The organism is Phreatobacter sp. AB_2022a (genome assembly GCF_026847585.1).
Taxonomy (GTDB): Bacteria; Pseudomonadota; Alphaproteobacteria; order Rhizobiales; family Phreatobacteraceae; genus Phreatobacter.
Window position 1 is genome coordinate 1 of the sequence record NZ_JAPSET010000116.1, and the last position, 295, is coordinate 295.

Here is a 295-nt window from a genome sequence, read left to right on the forward strand (position 1 = left end):
AGGCACCGATACCTGCCTGCGCATCGGCGGCTTCGTCCGCGCCGACTTCATCGTCAACTCGAGCCCGGGCAATCGCTTCAATGCGAACACTGCCGTCCCCGGCTCGCAGGTGCTCGGCACCTCCTACTTCGATCAGTACTACTCGACCTCGGCGCGTCTGACGCTGAACCTCGACGCCCGCTCGAACACCGAGTACGGCCTGCTCCGCGCCTTCGGCCAGTTCTCGGCCTATCGCGGCGTCTTCGACGGCTCCTTCTCCTCGCAGGGCCTCGTCAACTCGGGCGCCGGCCAGTCG

The 295-nt window shown here is 66.8% G+C and carries 1 protein-coding gene; it reads left to right on the forward strand.

Features of this window, described 5'->3' with window-relative positions; all coding sequences use genetic code 11:
- Positions 1 to 295 (forward strand): porin (locus tag OZ671_RS31925; protein WP_268864430.1); only part of this gene is annotated, 295 nt, incomplete at both ends.